This window comes from Parabacteroides sp. 52 (assembly GCF_010500925.1).
Classification (GTDB): domain Bacteria; phylum Bacteroidota; class Bacteroidia; order Bacteroidales; family Tannerellaceae; genus QVMG01.
This window is the reverse complement of the sequence record NZ_QVMG01000011.1, coordinates 127,343-150,251: the sequence shown is the minus strand read 5'-3', so window position 1 is coordinate 150,251 and position 22,909 is coordinate 127,343. Positions and strand designations below refer to the sequence as shown.

The following is a 22,909-nucleotide window of genomic DNA, read 5'->3' as shown; positions in this document are numbered from 1 at the left end:
ATCAACTGAAAGACTAATACATTCATTCTCTTATCTGCGACCACCGCCGGAGCGACTGCTACCGGAGCTGCTTGAGCTACCCGAACTTCCACTGGAACGACTGCTACTGCCTCCCGAACTATAAGACGAACCGGAAGAGCTACGGGTGGAAGAAGAAGGGGTAGAATAACTTCTATTCGAAGACGAACGCGAAGTAGACGAGGGCGAATAAGTACTGTTAGAAGACGAACGACTCGAAGAGGACGAACGCCCTACAGTGCCACTACTATTACTTCGGGTGGAAGACGAACGGGGAGCTGCTACCCGTGTACGGGAAGACGAACCGGAAGATGTTCCTACAGAGGAACTACTGCTTCTGCCGCTACTTGTCGAATTGCTTCTTATACTACCGGATCCAGACCGGCTTCCACTTGTATTTTGTCTTGTAGACACATTATTTTCTCTTGTAGACCGGGCTGTCACACCACTTTCCCTCGTATTGGAAGAAGAAGAACGTCTGCCTGCTCCCGACAAAGAAGAAGCTTCGCGTGTACCCGTACGTCCGGTTGAAGAATTCACACTCTCTCCCCTGCGTGTAGAGGTTGCTCTGTCAGCGCGCAAAGAAGAAGCATTATTACTGGTTCTTCTTCCCGAAGAATAAGAGCTGGACGATCTATCCGTTCCGGCATAATTGCGGGAATAAGAAGAACGGCCGTTGGCATAATGCCTGCGTGAACTGCCTCCATAATATCCCGGATAATAATTGTGATGGTGGTGATGACCGTAATAGCCTCCATAATACCCTCCATGATAGCCACCCCAGCCCCAGGAGTCATAATACCATGGGCTGTACCAGCCGGCATAAAAGCCTCCCCAGCCAAATCCCCAATAAGGACGATAAGTCCAGGAAGAATAGCTCCACCAGGGAGTATAACCATAATACCAGGGATCATACCAAGGATCTCTGAATCCCCAGGAGTTACCCACATTCAGATTAAAGCTTACCTGTGTATTTCCGTTCGAATAATCCGTATCATAACCATATCCGTAATACCCATCACTCAGGTAGATATCCACCTGATCGGCTCCGACGATAGTTATCTTACTGGGAGAATGATAGCGGATAATACGTTCCGTATACTCCGTATCCGAACGTCGCTCCACTACAACTTCTTGCACATCCTCTTCTTCATAATATACATCCTCTTCTACCTCCGAATACCGACGGTTATATTCATCAATATCGCGCTCAGCTATACTCTTTGCCGCAGGGGCAGGTGTAGAAGCATAAACAACTTCTTGTTTAGGCTGCGCATTTTTCTTCTCCTCCACTTTCTCACTTTTCTTGTTCTTATTGGAAGAGAAATACACATCATCAAAGAATTCCTCCTGTGCCGACACACTAAAGGCCATCAGAAGCATGACTAATACTGTTGTTAATTTCATGGGTTTCATATCTGTTTCTCCTCTCGTTTAAATAGACTTAATAATTTGTTTTCAAATTAGACTCCACTTACTTCTTTACGTTTAAAACCGTATTTGTTAAAATATAAATAGGTATCTTATTTACAAATATAATGGATCTCCCAAGAAATCCTGCCAATTATATATACTTTAACGAAACGCAGCTTACACTTCACGCGTCTCTTACTTACAGGATGCAAATATCAACCGAAAGGCTGCAACAGGCTTCTACTCCCCAAAAAAAGACCGGGAGCATCGAGTTCTTTCACCCTATGCCCCCGGCTTTGTTGTTAATATTTTACCTTATCGCAATCGATTCAAAGAACGCACCAACGCCTCATCGGCCCCTATATTCCGAATGGCAAGATAATCAAGGATCAAACTCACCAAAGGAAAAGACAAGGCAAATTTCACTTGCAGGCTAATAGCAGGTATTTCCGTCTTCATTCTCCAATAAAAGAAAAAGAACAACCCGTAAAAACCAATCATTAACAGTGCGTTAAATATACATAAGCGCATCTGAAGTACTCTCTTTTTGAAAAGAAAGATCGTACACAAAGCTAATAAAGATATTATTGCCGTCAAAACAAAAAGCGCCCATGTAGGATAAACCAACTCTGCCTCCGCCGCCATCGTATTGACTCCAATCACATCAAACGCATAAAACGTTTCAGCCGATTGTAACAACGCCAAGGGTGTAAAAAGCATCCCGACAAATAAAATGACGATGAAAAGCAGGTATACCGTTTGTATTCTTTGTAACATAACAAGATCTGGAAAGGAAAGTTGAAAATAAAAAACAGAAAAAAGAGAAATCAATCACCCAGTCGCGAGTTTATTGTTTTCTCATTTTCAATTTTCCACTTTCAATTCTCTGTTAATTAAAAGTTATTTTTATCCTTTGCCGGATTCTTAAAGTACACTTTATCTTCCAGATACTCCTGGGTAGCGATCAATGTCGCCTTCGGCAATTTCTCGTAATAACGGGAGATCTCTATTTGTTCTCTGTTTTCAAAAACCTCCTCCAGGTTATCATTATAGGAAGCAAACTCCTGTAATTTCTTTTCCAAATCATGTTTCATCTCTACACTGATCTGGTTGGAACGCTTCGAAATAATTTTTACAGTTTCATAGATGTTACCCGTATCTTGAGACATTTGCATCATATCACGTGTAACCGTATTCGAAGGAGCATTTGACTTTCTGTAATCCATATTTTTATTGATTAATTAATTTTAATAGGTATCGGTAATCCGTTTGTTGGCATATTCGTAAAAACGTTGTACTTGTTTGACGTATTTGCCTTCCGGAAATTCATTCATATAGGTATAATACTCATCTACCACATCCCGGTAACGTCCTTGTAATTTTTCTTCGACACTGACAAGCGCCAACTCATACTTCGAACGAATCAGATAAAACATAAACTCTTCGCGGTATTGCGAATAAGGATAGTTTTTCAGGGCATTCTGAGCGATAATCACACTCGATAAATAATTATTTCCCATATACGTTCCCAGGTTGGCATACAATTCAACAGCCTTCAATTCCTTCAAGGCGAGTTTTTCCTGGAGTTCAAACATAATATGCTGAGCCTCTACCGCCCGTTCACTCTGTGGATAATATTCCATATAAAGTTGCAACTGTTCAATAGCCCTATAGGTCTGCGCCTGATCCAAGCGGACATCCGGCGAATCCAGATACAAGCCATATCCGGAATAAAAACGAGCTAACTCCGTAAATTCACCCCGGGTATACGTATTGTAATAGACTTCAAAATACTGAGAAGCCGTCTGATAATCTTTTTGCCCGTAATAACTCTGCGCTAACAGATAAAGCGATTCTTCCGCATAAGCCGTTCCTTTGAAAACAGTATACAACTCTTCCAAAAGCGTGGCCGACTTATTATATTGTTTCGCATTAAAGTATTTTTTTGCATACGAATACTTCAACTCCAGATCTGTGCTTTTCAATATCTTATTATACTCCCCACAGGAAGCAAACAAGACTGTCATCATCATCAAAAAAAATAGTTTCTTTTTCATTCGCATACTTTTAGCGCGCAAAGTTAGTGTAATCCGTTCAATAAACGAAACACAAAACGTTAATAATTACAACTTATACAAATCACTCGCGGCTAAAAGTTCCAGTTTATTTTCCGTTAAAACCGTCACACACTTTTCCAGATTATCCGGACGAATGATCACATTGGCCGTATCTCCCTGCGAAAAGGCATACATATATTCAACAAAGATTCCATTCTTCGTCAGGATATCCATCGCTTTCCCCAAAGAACCCGGCTGGTTGGGACAACGCAGACAGACCACATCCGTCACACTCACCCCATAAAGTTGCTCGCGCAAGACCGCAATAGCCTTTTCCGTATCCGACACAATCAAACGAAGAATGCCGAAATCCGAGTTCTCCGACACCGTAAATGCAGTCATATTAATCCCGGCCTCTCCTAAAATCTTGGCCACTTCCGTAAAACGTCCTTTCTTATTTTCCAGAAAAATAGATAATTGTTTTGCTAACATAGTTATTTCGTTTTTAAGGATTAAACAAGTTTCCGATTATCCTGCACATGTTTGGCTTTTCCCATGCTGCGTTCTATACTGCGTGGCTCCACGATCTTTATATCCGGCTGAAGCCCGATCACACTCTGCATACGCGCGGCGATTTTCTTCTTCAACGCCAACACCTTATTCATCTCATCCGAATAATACGCAGGGCGCAGTTCGACCTGCACCTGGAAGGTATCCGTATTGTTCACCCGGTCCACCACAATAAAATAATGAGGTTCAAACTCAGGCATCTCCAATAAGACAGACTCCACCTGGGAAGGAAATACATTTACGCCACGGATAATCAACATATCATCACTACGTCCCAGGATACGGTTCATGCGCACAGCCGTCCGCCCACAGGCACATTTCTCATAGTTCAGCGAAGTCAGGTCGCGCGTACGGTAGCGGAGCATCGGCATCCCCTCTTTTGTCAACGTCGTAAAAACCAATTCGCCCGGTTCGCCCGGAGCCACCGGCTGCAAAGTCGCCGGATCCACTATTTCCGGAAAGAAATGATCCTCCCATAAATGCGTACCGTTCTGACAGGCACATTCGCCCCCCACGCCGGGTCCACAAATCTCTGTCAGGCCATATATATCATAAGCTTTTATATTCAGCTTTTCTTCCAGTTCCTTCCGCATATTATCCGTCCAGGGCTCCGCACCGAAAACCCCGATACGCAATTTAAACTCTTCCAACGGAATATCCGACGCATGAATCGTTTCCGCCAGGTAAAGTGCATACGAAGGGGTACAACACAAGATATTGGCTCCAAAGTCATGCATCAATTGTATCTGCTTTTCCGTATTGCCGCTGCTGATAGGGATCACCGTTCCACCGATTGCCTCTACCCCGGCATGTGCACCCAGTCCACCGGTAAACAAACCGTAACCATAAGAGATCTGGACAATATCGTTTTTCGAGGCTCCGTAAGCCGTCAGACAACGAGCGACCACCTCCGACCACATCGAGAGGTCCTTGCGTGTATACCCCACCACAATCGGCTTGCCGGTGGTTCCCGACGAGGCATGCAAACGTACAATCTCCGACATGGGAGTCGCCATCAAACCAAAAGGATAATTATCCCGCAGGTCTTGTTTAACCGTAAAAGGCAATTTTACAATATCATCAATAGATTGAATATCCGCAGGGGTGACATCCATCTCCTGCATCTTCTTCCGGTAAAAAGGCGTATTGTGATAAGCATGTTCAACAATATGTTTCAGTCGGGCACTTTGCAATTTACGCATCTCTTCCCGACTCATGCTCTCGATCATCTCATTCCACATCATGGCAATAATACTGTTTCTTTTAAATGAGTATAACTGTTAATTTGTAAGCAGGTAGCTTAAATAAGTTGCAAAGTAACGACATTTTTTTAATTTATCATCTAAATTAGTATACCTTTGCAGCCCTGAAAGCGAAAACAATTTCATGAAAACAAAAGCCATTTTAGCCTGTTTACTCTGGGGCTCGGCCTTTGCCGGAGCCAAAATCGGATTTCAGTATGTCGACCCCATTTATCTGTCGGGCATGCGGTTCACCCTGGCCGGCCTATTGTTAGTCCCGGTCATGTGGGTAAAAAAGGTCCACCTGGCCGCCTCCCTGAGACATTGGCGCTTTATGTTACGCTTCGCTTTTCTACAAACCTTCCTGCAATACGGGCTTTTCTTCATGGGACTGGACAAGGTCCCCGGATCTACGGCGGCTATTATTATCGGCGGAGGCCCACTCTTTGTAGCCATCATGGCTCATCTCACATTGGCGAACGACAAAATGAGTACCCGGAAAATCATCGCTATCATCCTGGGCTTATCGGGAGTCGTCTTTATCAGCCTGGCAAAAGGGGGATTTACAAGCGATAATCCGGCTTTCTACCCGGGCGTAGCCCTCTTGTTATGCAGCAACCTGATAGGCGGATACACCAACATCATGGTTGTCAAACAAAACAAACACAACATCTCCCCTATCGCCCTTACCTCATTTGCCAATTTCACCGGAGGCATTATGTTGATTATAGCTGCTCTTTTTATCGAAAAACCGGAGATCAAACTTTATCCGCCTGAATTTTATATCGCACTTCTCTGGCTCGCCTTTATTCCAGCGGCTGCTTTTTCGATCTGGTACAGCCTATTGCAACGCCCGGACGTAAAAGTATCCGAACTGAATATGTGGAAATTCATCATTCCCGTAAGCGGATGCGTACTTAGTTGGATCTTTTTGGCGGACGAGAAGCCCGACCTGCCTTCCGTTATCGGCATCATCATCATCACCCTGGCTTTACAAACACTTCAACTGCCTGAACGTTATTTCACCTCTCTCAAAAGATTCTTCCGAATAAAGAACAAATAAAAGAATGTTAAACAAAAGGACCTGAACATCAAGAGATAAGGTTTTAATATTTATTAGTTCTACATCAACACTATTTAATACAAAACAAGCGGGCATATTCAAAAGTACCCCTATATTTGTATCGTGGTTTTTTCATAATAGTATTAGATTTAAGGTTAACAAAGTTTGGTTAGGGGTTGTCGTGAGACAGCCTTTAATTTTTTATACCCATCCATTCCCCTTACACCCCCCTCAGAATTACGGGTCAACGCCCTCCTCAGAACTACGCATAAAGCGAGAGTACTGAATAAAAAATAGCAACTGTTTTTTTCAATTAATACAAGAGTTATTCTATTGCCGATGGGCATCGGCAACATTGCTGAACACGTTCGACAATATTGCTGAACAGCATCGTCAATATTGCCGATGCCCATCGGCAATAAAATTTCTCCCTAAAAACAGACAATCTTTCGAAAGTTATCTCCCTCCTTTTCAAGACAATAGTCAAAGAACCCTATCCCGCTCTTTCATAAAAAAAGAGGATCTCCCTCAAAAAAAGGATGATCCTCAAAAAAAAGAGGATGTATCCCTTTGGACACATCCTCTTTCTTACTTCGTATAGATGATTTCTTATTTTCTGATACCAAGTTCTTTGATGATAGAACGATAACGTTCGATATCTACTTTCACCAAATAATCCAATAAACGACGACGTTTACCTACCAACATCTTCAGCGCTCTTTCCGTGCTGTAATCTTTGTGATTCTTTTTAAGATGTTCTGTCAGATGCGAGATACGGAACGTAAATAAAGCAATCTGACTTTCTGGAGAACCGGTATCAGTCGTTGACTTACCGTACTTCTCAAATAATTCTTGTTTTTTAGCTGAATCTAAATACATGATTCTTTGTTACTTTAATAAATGAATACTATGTTATTTAAGCGGCTGCAAATATAGGAATATATTTTAAAACGACAATACGTTTTATTTCTTTTTACTTCGAACGCCCGACAAACTTATCTTTTCACTTCCGGAAAGCCATCTGAAAGCAGGGCGGAAAAGAGTTTTTTCCCTTTTAGATAGAATTGAACGAGAAGACTTTTAGGCATCACCACCGGAAGGGAAGTAAATACCGCCTTTTGCAAATTCTCCCGGCGCACGGGTACATACGCCTGACGAAGCTGCCCAAAGGCCTTTCGCGCATCGTATACCGCTTTGGCATTATGCGGATGTCCGGTAAGTAAAAATTGAGCGGCCGCCAGGTAGTCTAACAAAAAACGGATGCGCAATACCGGCAGGAGCTCCTGCTCCGGTAAATTCTTATAGAGCATCAATAGATTATTTCGGAAGTTGAGAAATGTCTTCCGCGGGCTTTCCATCTCCAGGGTTGCTCCCCCTACATGATAAACAAGCGATTGAGGGATACACTGCAACCGATACCCACGCATACAAAGACGCCAGCACATATCAATCTCCTCCTGATGTGCAAAGAATGCAGCATCCAGGCCTCCTTCTTTTTTATACACAGCCGTACGGATAAACATACAGGCACCGCTTACCCACAAGACTTCAATAGGCGTATCGTATTGCCCTTTGTCTTTCTCCACCCGATGAAACAGGCGTCCCCGGCAAAAAGGATATCCATATTTATCCAGAAAACCTCCGGCTGCTCCGGCATATTCGAAAGAATCTCTCTTTCGCTCTGCCCGTATCTTGGGTTGTACACAGGCAATGTCTTTTTCTTTATCCAAAGCGGCCAACGGAGCTTCCAACCAACCGGGGGTTACTTCCACATCGCTATTGAGCAAAACCGTATATTCCGCATCCACCTCTTCCAGGGCACGGTTATATCCTTCGGCAAATCCATAGTTTTGATGCAATAGGATCAAACCAACAGACGGAAAATCTGCCCGAAGCATAGCGACGGAATCGTCGGTAGATCCATTATCCGCCACAATCACTTCCGCGATATCCGCAGGACTATGAGCCAAGACGGAAGGGAGAAATTGCTTCAACAACGCCTTCCCATTCCAATTCAATATAACAATCGCTACCTTTTTCATACCCCCGTTCCATCTTCCTGTTTATACTTCCATCGTTTATGCGTCCACAACCAATACGCCGGGTTGCGCAAAATACATTTTTCCATCAAACGGGTATATTGCTCCGTAATCCAGAATGCAGGCGTTTCCTTCGGTGTCTTTGTGATCAATTGCATATCGACCGTATAATAACCCCGTTTCACTTTTTGTGTATCGAGGAAAATAACCGGTAGATCCAGTTTGCGGGCAATACGCTCAGGCCCTGTCAAGACAGATGTTTCCTGATGCAGGAAAGAGGTCCAATAGTGCAGATTCGCCTTACTGGGTGTTTGATCTGCCAAAAAGATAACGACGGAATGGGTTTTCTCTTGCTTGAGCTTGATCACATCTCTTATCGTATCATTCTTCTTTATCCCACACGAACCGAATTGGGTACGTAACATGATAAAAAGACGATCGAACGCCTTATTCGTCAACGGGCGGTATATTTGATAAACACGTGAATCCTTAAACCGGGAAGAAGAGGCCGAAAACCATTCCCAGTTGCCATAATGGCCCATCATCAGGACAAAGCAGGTATGCCCCTCTTCTATCAATTGATCGACCAACTCCGGATTGCGCAACAACGCACGACGTTGTACCTCCTCCAGGGAGATATGCGCCAACTTAATGGTCTCTACCACATAATCCGAAAAATGATGATAAAACTCCCTCTCCAGTTTGCGCAGTTCCTGTTTCGACTTCTCCGGGAAAGAAGCTTTCATATTCCGGCGTACCACACGCAGGCGGTATCCGGCAATCTTATACACGAACAAATAAAATATATCCGAAAAGAGATAAAGCACCCGCATCGGCAGTAAAGCATGCACCTTTACCCAGGCATATAATAAGCCGTATCCAATTTTACCCCACATTATATTATATTAATCTTTTATGACTAAAGCTGTTTTGTCTTCGTTCCAATCGCCAAGTTGTATGGAACGTACTTCGTTTACCCAGGAACTATCATAGGGAGCCTGCACTTTGATATAGTTCTCTGTAAATCCGTGCATCAGGTTTCCCCTGCGGGTATGTTCGAAAAGCACCACCGCCTGCCGCCCTCGGTGGGAGGCATAAAAGGCCTGTAGTTTTTTCTCAGATATATCCAGGAGCTGCTGGCTACGCATCTGTTTGCTCTTCGGATCCACTGGGTTTTCAATCTTCAACGCCTGTGTGCCCGGGCGTTCCGAATAACTAAAGACATGCAATTGACTTATATCCAGACTGTCTATAAAACAACGGGCTTCTTCGAACAACTCCTCTGTCTCCCCCCTTGTGCCGACAATAACATCTACCCCAATGAATGCATGCGGTATGACGGATTTGATCTTTTCTATCTTATGGCGAAAAAGAGCGGTGTCATAGCGACGACGCATCAACTGCAAAACACCGTCACTCCCGCTCTGCAATGGGATATGAAAATGAGGGGCAAAACGCTTACTCGCTGCGACAAAATCAATGGCTTCATCAGTAATCAGATTCGGCTCAATAGAAGATATGCGGTAACGCTCTATACCTTCCACCTCATCCAATGCCCGGAGCAGATCGATAAAAGACTCATCGGTAGTCTTTCCAAAATCACCAATATTCACCCCGGTGAGTACGATTTCTTTCCCTCCTTTTTCGGCCACATCCCGGGCTTGTTGAACCAGGCTGTCAATGCTCCCGTTCCGGCTTCGCCCACGCGCAAAAGGGATGGTACAGTAGGAGCAATAATAATCACAGCCATCCTGCACTTTCAGGAAATGACGCGTCCGGTCATCCGTCGAACAGGAAGGAGAGAAACGCCGGATGTCTTTGGAAGAAGAAGAGATAACGACACCCGTTTCTTCTTTTTTCTTTAAATTATCCAGATAGAGGAAGATATCTAATTTCTGCTCCGTACCCAAGACCAGGTCTACCCCTTCAATATGGGACACCTCTTCGGGTTTTAACTGGGCGTAACAACCGGTCACTACGATAAAAGCTCCCGGGTGTTGTTTGCCGATACGCCGGATAGCCTGCCTGCATTTCTTATCAGCCAGCTCCGTCACCGAACAGGTATTGATGACGCATATGTCCGCTTTTTCTCCCGGCCGCACTTTACGGATACCATGATTTGCCAGGGCTTTACCTATAGTTGACGTTTCAGCGAAATTAAGTTTACAGCCCAAGGTATAATAGGCCGCTATTTTATTTTCAAATATTGTATGATCGATCATTGCTTTTTATTTCCCTGCAAAGTTATACAAAACGGTGAATCTTCCCTTGATTTTTAGTTGTATATATGCTTTATTGTCTCTACTTTTGCTCTTTATTGACACATTTATTCCATGATTAAAGAAAATTTTATTAAAATATACGAAGAGAGTTTCAAAGAGAATTGGGACTTACCTGCACTAACCGATTATAATAAAAACAAGACATTCACCTTTGAAGAGGTAGCCAAAGAAATAGCCCGGTTACACCTGATCTTTCAGGAATGTCAGATCCGCCGGGGAGATAAAATCGCTCTTATCGGAAAAGATTGCGCCCATTGGTGTATCGTTTACATGGCAACGGTGACCTACGGGGCTATAATCGTTCCTATCTTACAAGATTTCAGTCCGAACGATGTACATCATATCATCAATCACTCCGAGTCGGTCTTTCTTTTTGTAAGCAATAGGATCTGGGACTCTCTAGAAGAAGATAAAATCGAAGATATACGGGCCGTCTTTTCTCTTTCCGACTTTCGCTGCCTGCATCAACGGGATGGCGAAAGCATCCAGAAACTCTTACTCTCCCTGGATCGGAAGATGGCGGATACATATCCCCAAGGATTTACGAAAGAGGATATCCACTATGCCGAACTGGACAACGACAAAGTCGTTCTGTTGAATTACACCTCCGGCACGACCGGTTTCAGTAAAGGGGTAATGCTTACGGGCAATAACCTGGGAGGCAATGTGACATATGCAAAAACCTTGGATGTTATCTTCCGGGGCGAACGCATGCTTTGCTTTTTACCCCTGGCTCATGCCTATAGCTGCGCCTTCAACTTTCTTGTACCCATGGCTTTTGGTGCCCATGCGTATATATTAGGCAAAGTACCTTCTCCCAAAATATTATTGAAAGCATTTGAAGAGATCAAACCGAACCTGATTATCACCGTTCCTCTTATCCTGGAAAAGATCTACAAAAAAATGATCTTACCCCAGCTTAATAAGCGCACCATGAAACTGGCGTTGAACATTCCCCTATTGGATACACGGATATACGGCCAGATACGCAAACATCTGATAGATGCTATGGGAGGACGTTTCCGGGAGGTGATTGTCGGAGGAGCCGCTATGAATATGGAAGTGACGGATTTTCTTTATAAAATCAAATTCCCTTTTACAATCGGTTACGGCATGACCGAATGCGGCCCATTAATCAGTTATGACAATAACAAAGAATTTATACCCGGCTCTTGCGGACAGGTACTCAAAGGCATTATGCAGGTGCGCATTGACTCCGACGACCCCTACAATCAGGTAGGAGAGATACAAGTCAAAGGAGAAAACGTCATGAAAGGATATTATAAAAATGACGAAGCCACCCAGAACGTATTCACGGAAGACGGCTGGTTGAAAACAGGGGATTTGGGAACAATCGATGAAAATAAGCGTATTTATATCCGTGGCCGTAGCAAAACAATGATATTAAGTTCAAGCGGACAAAATATATATCCGGAAGAGATTGAATCGAAACTGAACAACCTGCCCTTTGTCATGGAAAGTGTGGTGGTCGAAAAGAACGGAAAACTTATCGGTTTGGTTTACCCCGACTACGAGGCAGTAGACGGCACGGGCATATCCCACAACGACCTGACGGTCATCATGGAGCAAAACCGCACCGAATTGAACAAGCTATTGGCACCTTACGAAACGGTTTCTTCTTTGCAATTATATCCGACGGAGTTTGAAAAGACCCCTAAAAAAAGTATCAAACGCTATTTGTACAGCAATTATTAAGAGAGAGAGCAAATACAAGACCACCCATCAGCTATGAAATGATTTTTATATGCAAAGGCTAAAGATGACGAAAAAAGTAGTTTATTTTATCGTATTTCTTATCGGAATAAACCAAAACCTCTGTTCTCAGGTTGTAGCAGACACCATTGTCTCCCTGGGAAATATTGAGATACAAGGAATACGTTTCGGAGGACTGAGCGGAGGAAAGACCCAAAGACTACAGGTAGAGGACAACCTGAGTAGTATGACCGGAACAACGGCTGAAGCCCTGCGGCAGATTCCTTCCTTGCATACGGATATAGAAGGAGGCATCACCTACCGTGGTTCCACAAAAGCCCATATGCAGATAAACAATGTACCTTATGGATTATTGGAGGAATATAACGGAGATATATTGATACAACTACCGGCTCTTTTTTTTAATCAGATTACCGTCTCCTCTTACCCTCCCATCCAATGGGCTCCGGATGGGGATGCCGGTATGATAAACCTGGGATCTTCCCGTTCCTCCCAGGACAGCCCCCTGCAAATCTCTCTCGGTGCCGGGTGGAATGAGCGTTATAATGCCGGGGCTGTTGTAAATCTGCATCCGGATAAATTCCATATAACAGCTAAGTATAACTACAGACAGGAATACAGGGAACGCCGTTTTCAGAAAACAACGACCCATACCTCCGGCACAACGGAAATGAATAATAATGCATCCGCCCGGCCGGTTGTTCATCTGGCCGACCTCTCTGTCGATTATGACATAACCCCCAACGACCGGTTTACGGTTTACGGACTTTATCACCTGATGAGTTACAATCGCTACGGAGCCATAAAGAATACACGAAAGAACCCGGCCGGGGAGGTCATAAACCGGATCCTTCGTCATCGGTTCAATGAACAACGACAAGAAGCTTACGCAGCCGAGGCACGCTGGAAACATCACTTAAGCAACCACCAACTGGAGGTTATCCTCAATTACAACAACTTCACATACGATGAAGAGAATGACTTTAAAAACGAAGATCCACAGACAGCTGTCTTTGTCGCACAGGACAATCTTTTTATCCGGCAAAAGAAAGACAACTTCTACGCTGCAGGAGATTATCAATATACCCTCTCTCCCGGTCTATACTTGAACGCAGGTTATGCCGGGCATTTCAAAGAAGAGAAATATACAGCTGAGGCCAACAACCTGAAAGACGAAAGCTGGATAGCCAACCCGCAAAAGTCGGATGCCTATATTTTCCGGCGTTCAACGCACAGACTATATGCCTGCCTGGAGAAAAAAGGGGGATTGATAGAAGGAGAGATCGGCTTACAAGCAGAATACAATACGCAAAAAATCCGTGAGACCCTACACAAACGGTATCATCTTTATCCAAGAGCCGCTATAACGTATCTTCCCAGCAATAAGAACAGGATTTCCTTTACTTATCTCCAACGCGTGATTCGTCCTACAGGAGCAGAGCTCAACACTTTCATCAACCAGAGCGATATGACGCATATATCCCAGGGGAACCCCAATCTCAAAAATGAATCTATTCATTCTCTCGCGCTAACCTATTCCCTGAATCTCTCCCGGCTTCGCCTCCTCCCGGCAGTCTATTACCGGAATAAAACCAACCGGATCATGGAAACGGCACAAATAATCGACGAACAAACCGTATGGAGAAAAGAAAATATCGGACACTCACAGATCCTGGGAGCAGAAGCCACTGCTTCCTGGAGCCCGGGACATTTTTTGTCTGTTCATTTTTCCGGTAATCTATTCTGGGATGAGATAGACGGACGCTCTATCGGTTACACTGAAAAGAAATCACTCTTTTGCTGGGATCTGAAGACAATGATAAATATACATCTTACTGCCCGTACGGAACTTCAATTCGATGGATTTTATCTTTCCGATCAATTAACCCCTCAGGGCAAAATAAAAAAACGCTCCAGCCTAAACGCAGGCATATCTCAATACCTGATGCAAAAGCAATTGCGTGTAAACCTCAGCATCTATAATATTTTGGATACATTGGAAGAAACAACAATCATCAATACGGAAGACTTACACATGAAACAGATCAGGAACCGGGATGCCCGTGTCGCTTGGCTGACATTCACCTATTCGCTTTGAAACGAGATGAATCCCAGTCGATTATCACAAGAACACAACCGGAATTCTTTTCTCTTTCATCACACCGAAGCAACCTATTTTATCCCTCTCTCCTATTCCTGTTTAAATATTTCAGCCGGGAGTAATTACATATATGAATGAAATTAACTACCTTTGCTGACCAATTTTTTATTACTAAAAAAAAGAACATGGCTATCTACTTAAACGATGTATCAAGAACGTTTGGGGAATATCTTCTTATTCCCGGTTTGACAACTAAACAATGTATCCCTTCGAATGTCTCCCTGAAAACACCTTTGGTGAAGTTTAAGTCAGAAGAGACAGCCGCTATTCACCTGAACATTCCGGTTGTATCCGCTATTATGCAATCCGTATCCGGCCCCGAACTGGCCATTGAGCTGGCTCGCAATGGCGGACTTTCATTTATTTTCGGTTCGCAGTCGATAGAAGGTCAGGTAGAAATGGTTCGCAAGGTGAAAAAGTTCAAAGCAGGATTTGTCATCAGCGACTCGAATCTCACTCCGGACAGTACATTGGCTGATGTAATAAAGCTAGGAAACGCAACAGGACATTCCACCATAGGTATAACCGATGACGGTACTTCCAATGGCAAACTGTTAGGCATACTCACCAGCCGGGATTACCGCTTGGAAAAAGACGGAGTAGACACTCCGGTGAAAGAACTGATGACTCCTTTTTCTGATTTAATAACCGGTAAATTGGGAATCACACTCAAAGAGGCGAACCAAATCATCTGGGATAACAAACTGAATACATTGCCTATTATCGACGAGAATCAAAAACTACAGTATTTTGTGTTCCGTAAAGATTATGATAGCCATAAAGATAACCCGAATGAAATGTCAGGACCGGACAAAACACTTCTGGTAGGAGCTGGTATCAATACCCGCGACTACAAAGAACGTGTACCTGCTTTGGTGGAAGCCGGAGTGGATGTTCTCTGTATAGACTCTTCCGATGGTTATTCGGAATGGCAATACGACACGCTGGTCTGGATCAAAGAAACCTATGGCGAAAAAGTATTGGTAGGAGCCGGCAATGTGGTAGACCAGGAAGGATTTAACTACCTGGCAGATGCGGGTGCAGACTTTATCAAAGTAGGTATTGGCGGAGGATCCATCTGTATCACCCGCGAACAGAAAGGTATCGGCCGGGGACAGGCGACAGCTTTAATGGATGTAGCGCAGGCACGTGACAACTATTACCGAAAAAAAGGTGTATATATCCCTATCTGTAGTGATGGCGGATTAGTACATGATTATCATATGGTTTTGGCATTGGCTATGGGAGCAGACTTCTTGATGATGGGACGTTATTTTGCCCGTTTCGATGAATCTCCGACAAAGAAATTAAAAATGGGAAACAACTTCGTCAAAGAATATTGGGGAGAAGGTTCCAACCGGGCTAAAAACTGGCAACGTTACGACATGGGAGGAAGTGAAGCACTCAAATTCGAAGAAGGAGTAGACAGTTATGTCCCTTATGCCGGAAAGATGAAAGACAACCTGGATCTGACACTGGGTAAAATCAAAGCGACCATGTGCAGCTGTGGAGCTATAAACATCCAGGATTTACAACGTTTTTCCAAAATCACCCTTGTCTCTTCGACAAGTATCGTTGAAGGCGGTGCACACGATGTTATACTCAAAGAATAGGACAGACAATCATCTGCCCGTTAGAATAATAGGAGGATAGTCAATTTACGGCTATCCTCTTTTTGTATACTATTAAAAAAATTTCCATAAATTAATCGTACCTTTGCGCCCACTAAATTATAGTCTTCAATGCAAAAGATAAGAAACATTGCGATTATCGCACACGTAGACCACGGCAAAACGACGCTTGTGGACAAAATGTTATTAGCCGGCAAGCTCTTCCGTGAGGGACAGGCAGAACCGGACACGTTCCTGGACAACAATGACTTAGAGCGGGAACGAGGGATCACTATCCTGGCCAAAAACGTATCCATTAACTATAAAGAGTATAAAATCAATATTATTGATACCCCGGGACACGCCGATTTCGGAGGGGAAGTGGAACGTGTCTTGAATATGGCGGACGGCTGTCTGTTATTGGTCGATGCTTTTGAAGGCCCTATGCCGCAAACGCGTTTTGTTCTTCAGAAAGCAATTCAGATAGGGTTGAAACCCATTGTTGTAATCAACAAAGTAGACAAACCCAACTGCCGTCCTTCCGAAGTGCAAGAGATGGTATTCGACCTGATGTTCAGCCTCGATGCCACCGAAGAGCAATTGGACTTCCCAACCATTTACGGTTCAGCCAAACAAGGATGGATGTCGAATGACTGGCAGAAACCGACGGATAATATCCTTCCCCTCCTGGATGCCATCATTGAACATATCCCGGAGCCGGAAGTATTGGAAGGTACCCCCCAGATGTTAATCACCTCTTTGGACTTTTCCAAATATGTAGGGCGTATAGCCGTAGGGCGTGTACATCGCGGCGAGTTGAAAGAAGGCCAGGAAGTTATGCTCTGCAAACGAGACGGTTCCCTGGTTAAATCAAAAATAAAAGAAGTAAACGTATTCGAAGGGCTCGGCCGTACCAAAGTAAGCTCCGTCAAATCAGGCGATATCTGTGCCTTGATCGGTATCGATGGGTTTGAAATCGGCGAATCTGTTTGTGACATCAACAACCCGGAACCACTCCCTACCATTGATATTGACGAGCCGACCATGTCTATGCTTTTCACGATCAACAATTCTCCCTTCTTTGGTAAAGATGGTAAATTCGTTACCTCCCGCCATATATTTGAACGTTTGCAAAAAGAATTGGATAAAAACCTCGCCTTACGTGTTGTTCCTACCGACTCTGCCGACTCCTGGCTGGTTTACGGACGCGGTGTACTTCACTTATCTGTATTAATAGAAACCATGCGACGCGAAGGATATGAATTGCAAGTGGGTCAACCCCAAGTAATCATCAAAGAAATAGACGGTGTCAAATGCGAACCGGTAGAACAACTCACCATCAATCTACCGGAAGAAAGCGCAAGTCGTGTGATCGATATTGTGACGAAACGCAAAGGAGAGATGACTATGATGGAAAACAAAAACGACCGGATGCACCTGGAATTTACAATCCCGTCACGCGGTATCATCGGAATGAATAATACCCTGTTGACCGCATCGGCCGGTGAAGCCATCATTGCACACCGCTTCCTGGAATACCAACCTTGGAAAGGAGATATCGAACGCCGCATGAACGGTTCCATCATCGCGATGGAAGGAGGTACGGCCTTTGCGTATGCATTGAATAACCTTCAATCCCGTGGACGTTTCTTTATCCCACCGGGGGAAGAAGTATATGCAGGGGAAGTCGTAGGAGAACATACCAAAGAGGGCGACTTGGTGGTCAATGTGACCAAATCCAAGAAACTTACCAATATGCGTGCCTCCGGTTCGGACGACAAAGTAGCTTTGGCTCCTCCGGTTGTTTTCAGCTTGGAAGATGCACTTGAATATATCAAAGCCGATGAATATGTAGAAATCACCCCCAACCATATGCGCATGCGTAAAATCATTCTCGATGAAACGGAGCGCAAACGGCAATCCAGATAATACATTATTTATATAATCATAATACCGGAAGAGGCTGTGTCATATCTTTGACACAGCCTCTTTTTCATGCCCTCCTGTCAAAAAACATTGTTTTGAAACACTTTGTCAGAATTGTTTTTTCCCCTAACAATCGATAATTTGCGACCTCGTGAAAAATTCACGTCCGTTCTTTATTGTTAAACTCAAATAATCCCTGAAATCATGAAGGTATATCAAACAAATGAAATTAAGAACATCTCTATCTTGGGAAGTTCTGGCTCTGGGAAAACCACTCTCGCTGAAGCAATGCTTTACGAGGGTGGAGTTATAAAACGTCGCGGTTCTGTAGATACAGGAAATACAGTATCCGACTATTTCCCGGTTGAGAAGGAGTATGGTTACTCTGTATTCTCAACCGTTTTCAGTGTTGAGTGGCAGGATAAAAAACTAAACTTTATCGACTGTCCGGGTTCGGATGACTTTATCGGTGGAGCCGTATCGGCATTGAATGTGACGGATACCGTCTTGATGGTTCTGAATGCACAATATGGTGTGGAAGTAGGCACAATCAATCAATTCCGCTATATCGACCAATTTCAAAAACCAGTTATCTTCATAGCCAATCAGTTGGATAATGACAAAGCCGACTATGATGCGACCATCAGTCAACTGAGAGACCGTTGGGGATCCAAAATAGTGCCTATTCAATATCCCATATCCACAGGAGCATCCTTCAATGCCGTGGTGGATGTATTAAAAATGAAAATGTACCAATGGAAACCGGAAGGAGGCGTTCCTGAGGTATTAGATATTCCAGCCGAAGAGATGGACAAAGCGATGGGACTGCACCAGGCTCTTGTCGAATCGGCTGCCGAACACGACGACGCTTTGATGGAAAAATTCTTTGAAGAAGGCACACTCAGTGAAGACGATATGCGTGCAGGTATCCGCGCCGGTCTGCTCACACGGGGTATGTATCCGGTATTCTGCGTATGCGCCAGCCGGGATATGTGTGTACGCCGGACCATGGAATTCCTGGGTAATGTTGTACCTACTCCGGATAAAATGCCGGCATTAGTAACAACCACTGGAACGGAAGTGAAACCGGATGTTACCGGACCTGCCAGTGTATTCTTCTTTAAAACAACCATAGAGCCCCATATTGGCCAGGTATCTTACTTCAAAGTCGTATCAGGCAAACTGAAAGAAGGAGACGACCTCCTCAATGCTGATCGCGGCTCCAAAGAACGTATTGCCCAGATATTTGCAGTTGCCGGCCAAACCCGTCATACCGTCACAGAAATGGTTGCCGGAGATATCGGTGCTACCGTCAAACTCAAAGATGTACGTCGGGGAAATACGTTGAACGGCAAAGGAGTGGATTATAAGTTTGACTTTATAAAATATCCGGATCCCAAATACCGCCGGGCCGTAAAAGCCGTCAACGAATCCGATTCGGAAAAGATGATGGAGATCCTCATACGTATGCACGAAGAAGATCCTACCTGGTTGATCGAACAATCGAAAGAGCTGAAACAAACAATCATATCCGGACAGGGAGAATTTCACCTGCGCACATTGAAATGGCGAATTGAAAACAACGACAAGCTTGCCATTGAGTACCTTGAACCCAAGATTCCTTACCGGGAGACTATCACCAAGATGGCCCGTGCCGACTATCGCCACAAGAAACAATCGGGGGGTGCCGGACAATTCGGGGAAGTGCATCTAATCATCGAACCCTATACCGAAGGCATGCCTACCCCGGAAATCTATCGTTTCAACGGACAGGAATTCAAGATAAGTGTACGTGACACACAGACCGTAGACCTGGACTGGGGCGGCAAACTGGTATTTGTAAACAGTATCGTCGGTGGTGCCATCGATGCCCGCTTCCTGCCTGCCATTCTGAAAGGCGTTATGGCCCGTATGGAACAGGGACCTTTAACCGGTTCATACGCCCGGGACGTACGCATCATTATATATGATGGAAAAATGCACCCGGTAGACAGTAATGAAATATCCTTCATGTTAGCTGGCCGCCATGCCTTCAGCACTGCCTTTAAGAATGCCGGTCCGAAGATCCTGGAGCCTGTTTACGATGTAGAGGTGTCCGTACCGGGTGATTACCTGGGGGATGTCATGAGTGATATGCAGGGACGCCGTGCCATCATCATGGGTATGAACAGTGAAAACGGTTTTGAGAAATTAATGGCCAAAGTACCGCTGAAAGAGATGTCGAACTATTCGACCTCTTTGAGTTCTATTACCGGAGGCCGGGGTTCTTTCACGATGAAGTATGCCAGTTATGAACTTGTACCGACCGATGTACAGGACAAACTATTGAAAGAATACGAAGCCTCTCAAACGGAAGAATAAAATCATTTTCTTTTTCATAATAATCAATATAAAAAGGGCTGTCTCGTGAGAAACAGCCCTTTTGTTATATAATCGAGAGATATGCCTTAGAGAAACTCACTCAATTCGAGCCAACGTAAGGTCTTTTCTTCAATCTCTTCCATCACCTGCGCTATGCGGGAAGATTTTTCCAATAAGGCGTCATTAGAGAGGGTGCCACTGCTCATCACCGTTTCCAGTTCTGCTTTTTCTGCCTCCAGTGCCGGTATCTCCACATCCAAAGCCTCCAGTTCCTTTTGTTCTTTATAGGAGAGTTTCTTTTTAACCTTAGGCGCCTGTTCTTTCGGTTTCTCGGTTTCTTTTTTTTGCCGGGCAAGACGCGTGGCCTCCGCTTCTTTTTCCTGCCGGTCTTGCTCTTCTTTCCATTGCCGGTACTGGGTATAGTTGCCGGGGAAGTCCTTCACATCCGCATTGCCCCGGAAGACAAGCAGGTGATCCACCACCTTGTCCATAAAATAACGGTCGTGGGAAACCACAATAACACATCCTTTGAAATGACGCAGGTACTCCTCCAATACATTCAAGGTAACAATATCCAGGTCATTTGTCGGCTCATCCAATACCAGAAAGTTCGGATTACGCATCAGGACCGTACACAAATATAAACGTCGCTTCTCTCCCCCACTCAACTTATAGACATAACTGTGTTGCTTTTCCGGGGTAAAAAGAAAATAGTTCAGAAACTGGGATACCCCTAATTTATTTCCATCCCCCAAGTCCACATATTCGGCAATATCTTGTACGGCATCGATCACTTTCATCTGCTCATCAAAGCGCAGACCCTCCTGGCTATAATAACCGAAACGCACTGTCTCGCCAATATCAAAATCTCCACTATCCGGAGCCACCTCGCCTATCAGCATTTTTATGAATGTCGACTTACCGGTTCCATTATTCCCCACAATACCCATCTTCTCGTACCGGGAAAAGACATAGTTGAAATCCTCCACAATGCGGAGATCCCCAAAACGTTTACTGACATGCTGCGCTTCGAAAATCTTGGAACCGATATACGCTGCTTTCACCTCCAGGCTCACCTGCGAATTGTTCCGTTCTTGTTTCGCCCGTTTCTCCAGTTCGTAAAAAGCATCGACCCGGTATTTGGCTTTGGTTCCGCGGGCTTGCGGCTGCCGGCGCATCCAGTCCAGTTCTTTGCGGAAAAGGTTATTCGCCCGTTCGATATCGGCATTCACCGCTTCTATCCGCTCTTCCCGTTTCTCCAGGTAATAGCTGTAATTCCCTTTGTAATGATAGATTTGCTTCCGATCGATCTCCATGATTTCGTTACATACCCGATCCAGAAAATAACGATCGTGGGTCACCATCAGAATACTGATATTGGCACGGCCGAGATATCCTTCCAGCCATTCGGTCATTTCCATATCCAAATGGTTTGTCGGTTCATCCAAGAGGATAAGTTCCGGTTCGGTAATCAACACATTCGCCAGGGCTACCCGCTTCAACTGTCCTCCCGACAAGGTCTCTACCTTCTGATCCAGATTTTGAATCTTCAATTGCGTCAGGATCTGTTTGGCTTTCTGTTCATAGTCCCAGGCTTTCATCGCATCCATACGTTCCAGTATATCCTCCAGCCGACTATGATCCTCTTTGGCCATGGCTTCTTCATATTCAGCTATCAGCCGGACCGTTTCGTTGGGTGAATAAAAACAAGCCTGTAATACCGTCAGTCCTTCCGGATACGAAGGTGATTGTTCCAGATAACCTACCCGCAAATCATTGCGAAAGACAACGGCTCCATTTTCGTAGCCTTCTTTGCCGGCGATGATATTCAAAAGCGTAGTCTTTCCCGAACCATTCTTGGCTATCAGTCCGATCTTTTGTCCTTGGGCAATCCCGAATGTCATATTCTCAAAAAGGAGCAAATCACCAAAGCTCTTTGTCAGTCCGTCTATTTGCAGGTAACTAATCATAATTTTCTTGTTTTTCAGCGAACAAAGATACAAGAATCATCCATGCAATCATAGGTATATTTCCCGAAAGCCCCGCTTTTTATTCCCTTTTCTTCCCATAAAATGGCGCGGGAACACAAGAGTCGATAGCCGTCAACACTTGTGCTGATAATTGTCGACACAATTGCCGATATATATCGGCACAAGTGCTGACGTATATCGGCAATTTTGCCGACGGCTATCGGCATTTTTTTTCACCTGCAAAAAAACGGTATTACTTGTACGGACAACAGCATTTTTTAATTGAAAATGGGAAATACTAACGATGAACGATTAACGATTAATTATGAGTGTTTAGTGTTTAGTGATGAGTGTTTAGTGATGAGTGGATTGAAGAGCGTGAAAGATTATAATTAACAATTAGTGACTGGCACTATCCTGGCTCCTCTTCTTGGATAAGAAGAGGGGGACCACTGCTTGCAGTG

The 22,909-nt window shown here is 44.3% G+C and carries 17 protein-coding genes; 6 read left to right on the top strand and 11 right to left on the bottom strand.

The features are described 5' to 3' along the window. Positions 1-30: 30 nt before the first annotated feature. The 6 genes from D0T51_RS08195 to D0T51_RS08170 all read right to left on the bottom strand — a co-directional run bounded on the left by D0T51_RS08195 (position 31) and on the right by D0T51_RS08170 (position 5,302). Entirely contained in the window at positions 31-1,434 is a 1,404-nt protein-coding gene (locus tag D0T51_RS08195; protein ID WP_239056744.1) for a hypothetical protein, read from the bottom strand. 312 nt (positions 1,435-1,746) lie between these two features. After that, positions 1,747-2,208, bottom strand: a complete 462-nt coding sequence (locus tag D0T51_RS08190) for a DUF4293 domain-containing protein (RefSeq protein ID WP_163727772.1) — start codon at positions 2,206-2,208, stop codon at positions 1,747-1,749. Between the two features lie 116 nt (positions 2,209-2,324). Then, positions 2,325-2,657, bottom strand: a complete 333-nt coding sequence (locus D0T51_RS08185; protein WP_163727769.1) for a DNA-directed RNA polymerase subunit omega — start codon at positions 2,655-2,657, stop codon at positions 2,325-2,327. Between the two features lie 21 nt (positions 2,658-2,678). Continuing rightward, positions 2,679-3,488 (bottom strand): outer membrane protein assembly factor BamD, encoded by an 810-nt coding sequence (locus tag D0T51_RS08180; RefSeq protein WP_163727766.1) that lies wholly within the window; start codon positions 3,486-3,488, stop codon positions 2,679-2,681. 66 nt (positions 3,489-3,554) lie between these two features. Continuing rightward, positions 3,555-3,980, bottom strand: coding sequence for an amino acid-binding protein (locus tag D0T51_RS08175; protein ID WP_163727763.1), 426 nt, complete (start codon positions 3,978-3,980; stop codon positions 3,555-3,557). A 20-nt stretch (positions 3,981-4,000) separates the two neighbouring features. Further along, entirely contained in the window at positions 4,001-5,302 is a 1,302-nt protein-coding gene (locus D0T51_RS08170) for a phenylacetate--CoA ligase family protein (protein ID WP_163727760.1), read from the bottom strand. A 142-nt stretch (positions 5,303-5,444) separates the two neighbouring features. On the opposite strand from D0T51_RS08170, the gene D0T51_RS08165 reads away from it, so the two are divergent. After that, the gene (locus D0T51_RS08165; RefSeq protein WP_163727758.1) at positions 5,445-6,362 is read left to right on the top strand and encodes a DMT family transporter; all 918 of its coding nucleotides are present in this window, start codon (positions 5,445-5,447) and stop codon (positions 6,360-6,362) included. 609 nt (positions 6,363-6,971) lie between these two features. Here the strand turns inward: D0T51_RS08165 and rpsO are convergent. The 4 genes from rpsO to mtaB all read right to left on the bottom strand — a co-directional run bounded on the left by rpsO (position 6,972) and on the right by mtaB (position 10,623). Further along, on the bottom strand, positions 6,972-7,241 hold the full coding sequence (gene rpsO, locus D0T51_RS08160; RefSeq protein WP_163727755.1) for a 30S ribosomal protein S15: 270 nt from the start codon (positions 7,239-7,241) through the stop codon (positions 6,972-6,974). 116 nt (positions 7,242-7,357) lie between these two features. Continuing rightward, positions 7,358-8,404, bottom strand: a complete 1,047-nt coding sequence (locus D0T51_RS08155) for a glycosyltransferase family 2 protein (protein ID WP_163727753.1) — start codon at positions 8,402-8,404, stop codon at positions 7,358-7,360. Next, on the bottom strand, positions 8,401-9,297 hold the full coding sequence (locus D0T51_RS08150; RefSeq protein ID WP_163727750.1) for a lysophospholipid acyltransferase family protein: 897 nt from the start codon (positions 9,295-9,297) through the stop codon (positions 8,401-8,403). The genes D0T51_RS08155 and D0T51_RS08150 overlap by 4 nt, the downstream gene beginning before the upstream one ends. Before the next feature lie 9 nt (positions 9,298-9,306). Next, positions 9,307-10,623, bottom strand: a complete 1,317-nt coding sequence (mtaB, locus tag D0T51_RS08145; protein WP_163727747.1) for a tRNA (N(6)-L-threonylcarbamoyladenosine(37)-C(2))-methylthiotransferase MtaB — start codon at positions 10,621-10,623, stop codon at positions 9,307-9,309. Positions 10,624-10,734: 111 nt separating this feature from the next. Here mtaB and D0T51_RS08140 point away from each other — a divergent pair, with 111 nt between their 5' ends. The 5 genes from D0T51_RS08140 to D0T51_RS08120 all read left to right on the top strand — a co-directional run bounded on the left by D0T51_RS08140 (position 10,735) and on the right by D0T51_RS08120 (position 20,475). Further along, a complete protein-coding gene (locus D0T51_RS08140) occupies positions 10,735-12,399 on the top strand; it encodes an AMP-binding protein (protein WP_163727744.1) in 1,665 nt (554 codons plus the stop codon). Positions 12,400-12,463: 64 nt separating this feature from the next. Beyond that, the gene (locus tag D0T51_RS08135) at positions 12,464-14,515 is read left to right on the top strand and encodes an outer membrane beta-barrel family protein (RefSeq protein WP_163727741.1); all 2,052 of its coding nucleotides are present in this window, start codon (positions 12,464-12,466) and stop codon (positions 14,513-14,515) included. A gap of 188 nt (positions 14,516-14,703) precedes the next feature. After that, positions 14,704-16,191, top strand: a complete 1,488-nt coding sequence (locus tag D0T51_RS08130) for an IMP dehydrogenase (protein ID WP_163727739.1) — start codon at positions 14,704-14,706, stop codon at positions 16,189-16,191. Positions 16,192-16,320: 129 nt separating this feature from the next. Further along, positions 16,321-18,117 (top strand): translational GTPase TypA, encoded by a 1,797-nt coding sequence (gene typA / locus D0T51_RS08125; protein ID WP_163727736.1) that lies wholly within the window; start codon positions 16,321-16,323, stop codon positions 18,115-18,117. Positions 18,118-18,318: 201 nt separating this feature from the next. Then, a complete protein-coding gene (locus D0T51_RS08120; RefSeq protein ID WP_163727733.1) occupies positions 18,319-20,475 on the top strand; it encodes a translation factor GTPase family protein in 2,157 nt (718 codons plus the stop codon). Positions 20,476-20,561: 86 nt separating this feature from the next. On the opposite strand, the gene D0T51_RS08115 is transcribed toward D0T51_RS08120, so the two are convergent. Then, the gene (locus tag D0T51_RS08115; RefSeq protein ID WP_163727729.1) at positions 20,562-22,445 is read right to left on the bottom strand and encodes an ABC-F family ATP-binding cassette domain-containing protein; all 1,884 of its coding nucleotides are present in this window, start codon (positions 22,443-22,445) and stop codon (positions 20,562-20,564) included. Positions 22,446-22,909: the final 464 nt, after the last annotated feature.